The 3,239-nt window shown below is 58.4% G+C and carries 5 protein-coding genes; all 5 read right to left on the minus strand.

Annotated elements, in window-relative coordinates; genetic code table 11:
* The coding region (locus EV683_RS14130; RefSeq protein ID WP_207910475.1) for a hypothetical protein at positions 1 to 619 on the minus strand (619 nt) is incomplete at its 3' end.
* Between the two features lie 14 nt (positions 620 to 633).
* Complete coding sequence (locus EV683_RS14135) at positions 634 to 1,536, minus strand: hypothetical protein (RefSeq protein WP_131863218.1); 903 nt, start codon at positions 1,534 to 1,536, stop codon at positions 634 to 636.
* Positions 1,533 to 1,754 carry a helix-turn-helix transcriptional regulator gene (locus EV683_RS14140; protein WP_079387070.1) on the minus strand — a complete coding sequence of 74 codons (222 nt, stop codon included), beginning with the start codon at positions 1,752 to 1,754 and terminating at the stop codon, positions 1,533 to 1,535. The genes EV683_RS14135 and EV683_RS14140 overlap by 4 nt, the downstream gene beginning before the upstream one ends.
* Before the next feature lie 141 nt (positions 1,755 to 1,895).
* Positions 1,896 to 2,705, minus strand: a complete 810-nt coding sequence (locus EV683_RS14145; RefSeq protein ID WP_034085895.1) for a hypothetical protein — start codon at positions 2,703 to 2,705, stop codon at positions 1,896 to 1,898.
* Positions 2,702 to 3,196, minus strand: coding sequence for a tyrosine-type recombinase/integrase (locus EV683_RS14150; protein WP_243694774.1), 495 nt, complete (start codon positions 3,194 to 3,196; stop codon positions 2,702 to 2,704). Before EV683_RS14150 ends, EV683_RS14145 begins: the two co-directional genes overlap by 4 nt.
* Positions 3,197 to 3,239: the final 43 nt, after the last annotated feature.

Raw genomic sequence — 3,239 nt, forward strand, 5'->3', positions numbered from 1 at the left:
GATGGGCCTTGTCGTTGGCGCCATCGATCTCGAATCTGATCTCGCCCATGCCGCTGCGCGGATTGTCCACCCGGCGAATGTGCACGCCTTGCCGGAGCTCTTCCGGGCGGCAGCCGGTCAGCGCGGCGACCAGAATCGCATCGGCATACTTGCCTTTCGCAGCGCGCCGATACAGTTGCTCGCGCCAGTCGCCGGGGAGGCCGCGCAAGGCTTGCCGCTTGCTGGCACGCTTGCGGCGCTCGCCGGGATGGCCGCTTTGCCGGGCCATATCGAACTCGCGCAGAAATGCACGCTGTTGTTGCAATTGGGCTTGGATGGCCATGACTTGCAACTCGTCCACAGGTCGAGCAAAGAGCGCGGAATGCAGGCTTTTCAGGCGCTCGACAAGATCGGCGTACAGGCAGTAGCGAAGCGCTGCGACGCGCTTGTAGTAGGTTGTCGGACGCTGGGTGGCCGTGATGACTTCGGCCATTCCACCTTCGGCGTAGCGGGCACGCAACAGCAGCGTTCGGCCGAGCTGGCGATAGTCTTGCCTCGTCTTGCTGCTCAAGCTGGCAAACTCATCGGCCGGGAGCATGGCTTGCATCTCGCGCCGGCACGATTCGATCAGCGTAAGCATCTCATCCGCGTCGATCATTGCTTCCGGCCATGAAACATCGCTTTCAAATCGGCGATGGCCTTTGCGCGTTCAGCCTTAGCTTTTTGACGCTCGGCTTCTGACTGTTGCACAGGGGTGCGCGACTGCGCTGCCTCCATCGCCTCATGTCGGTTCTTGCGCCAGCGAGCGATATTCGGCGCGAACTCAGCGATGAATTCTCCCGCGACAGCGCTATTCATCACGGCCAGCAACCATGAGCGGACGGAACGGATGCCCGCATGCTTGCCACTGCCGGCCGCCGATAGCACGCCAGCCAGCTCGTCGGCGACAAGCTGTATCTGTTCTGCCGTGAGCGAGGGGCCGAAGCGGCGGGTTACGTCGGCGATGACGCGCAGGTAGGGCAGAAGAGAAGGGTGCGACAAGTCCAAGGGCGCGGAAGCCTCTCCCGTTTTCGGAGAGTTACCCACAGCCCCTGTCTGTAGTAGTGGTTTTATATTTTTTACTACTACTTCTTCCTTGTATTCACCTACACCTATATCACCGCCCTGACCGGCGACGGATGTGCCGTCCACGGTTTCTCCGTCGCCGGCCAAGCCGGCCATGGATGTCTGTGGCACCATTTGCGAAACGGGTGTCAACACGGACTCCCATCGCCAAAGCCCTTCCTCGTCCTGGAATTTCCTCCGCGCCAGGTAGCCGGCATCTTCAAGTTCGCGCAGGATGCGGCGGCAAAGGTCTCGCCCAAGATGGCCTTTCGCTCGCGACTGATCGTGCAGCACGCGCGGCAGTGCGACAGCGCGCAACTGCCAGTTACGGCCTAGCGAGAGCAAGTGGCAAGCCACGCCTCGGGCTTCATAGCTCAACCGGGAGTCGCGTAACAGGCTGCAAGGCAGAGACCACCAGTATTCGGCGGAGTCGTCAACGCGGATGCGGCTCATGACCTCGCCCTCTTGCGAGCCGGACAACCAGCGTGCTCACGCTCCGCAGCCTGAGTCTCAAGCCATGCGTCGATCTCGTGGGCAAAAAAGCCAATCGAACGGCCGCCAGGGCCTAGCCGAACTGGCTTCGGAAAATCTTCAGTCTGGCAAAGTCGCCAGAGGGTTGTCCGGCTGACCGAGATCTTCATGCAGACATCCTGCGTCTTGATGATTTGCATGCTGTTCCTCTTAACGTGTTGAAACACGAAGGGATCATGCAAAAGATCTGGTTATGAAGTCAGGGAGCACGGTTGTCACCTGCACTCCCTATTCTCGGGCCTGAAATCACCCAGCATGCAAACCGGTGTCGAGCAGTGGCCTCAGCTGTGCCAGTCGAATGTTTCACAAAATGGCCGAGACAATCCAAGCTCGTATCCTTGGCAAGATGCCGTAAGGATGCTGCTTGTGGGCAGGGTTGGTTCACGTCCCTCGGAGACGGCTTTCATTATCTGGGACATGTAAAGATTGGGCTCTATCACTGTTTTCTTCAGCAGAACCCGGACTACAACTCCATCGATAGCGACGGTAAATCCTTTGCTGAAACGCCCCAGATAGTGATTGGCGCGATGAGCAGGCGTGGTTTCAGCATCGGCCTTCATGCCGCCTGCAGCATAGATGGCGCCGAGGAGATAGGCGGATGGCTCGTTCTTGCTGTTCACCGAGTGGTACTCGAACTCCTTGCTCCACTTGATCGGAATTCTGAATTGCTGGCAGGTAACGATAAATTGCTTCGCGATCAGCTCCTTGGCCTCATGTTCTCTGCTTGCTCCGGACGCTGATAGTTGCCTGCTCACGGAGTGTAGCGACTCGCAGAACAGCTTATGGGTAGGCAGGTCCTTCCTCAGAAATTCGGGTAATAGCGCTGCCGACTCTTCGTCCAGGCTTCGAAGCGCCTTGCTTAACCGGGACGCCGCATCTCGGAGTCTTTTTAGTTGCTCAAGTGTGCCTTCTTCAATTTCAGGGGGCGGCATCGTACGCCAACGAAAACTTTCTGCCAGCCGCAGAAAAGCATTTACACATTGCTCGCGGCGCTGGACGCCATATCGGTCGCAGGTTGCCTCTGCTCTGGTGCGCAGCTCGGCGACGGCATCGGAGTTGGGAATATCTGGAGCCATGATCTTTGTGGTCATGCCTGTGCTTGCTCTTTCCATTCGTCCAATCTGTCCGCCCATTCCTGCATCATGGCGCGACGCTCATCGAAATAGGTGGCGTGGTTGTAGGTACGACGCACATTGTTCTGGTCAGCATGGGCAAGCTGCGCTTCGATGGCATCGGGACGGTAGCCCATCTCGTTAAGGCGGGTACTGCCGGTGGTCCGCGTGGCGTGTGGGCTATAGGCGCCGCTCCACCCCAAAACCTTGAGCGCCTGGCGAAGCGATGCGGCGGACATGGGAGCGTTGCGATCATCCCGGCCGGGAAACAGGTGCTTACGGTTGCCGGTAATGGCATGCAGTCCTTTGAGCATGTCCACTGCCTGACGTGGTAGAGGCATGAGGTGCTCCTTGCGCGCTTTCATGCGCTGCGCAGGGATACGCCAAACAGCCTTCTCAAGGTCAAACTCATCCCAGGCCGCCTCGGCAAATTCTGTAGGTCGAGCCAGTGTCCACCACATCAGTTGCATGCAATGACTTACCTGAAAGATTCAAATGTGGTTTGCGATGTCG

The organism is Crenobacter luteus (assembly GCF_004345725.1).
In the GTDB taxonomy this organism is placed as follows: domain Bacteria; phylum Pseudomonadota; class Gammaproteobacteria; order Burkholderiales; family Chromobacteriaceae; genus Crenobacter; species Crenobacter luteus.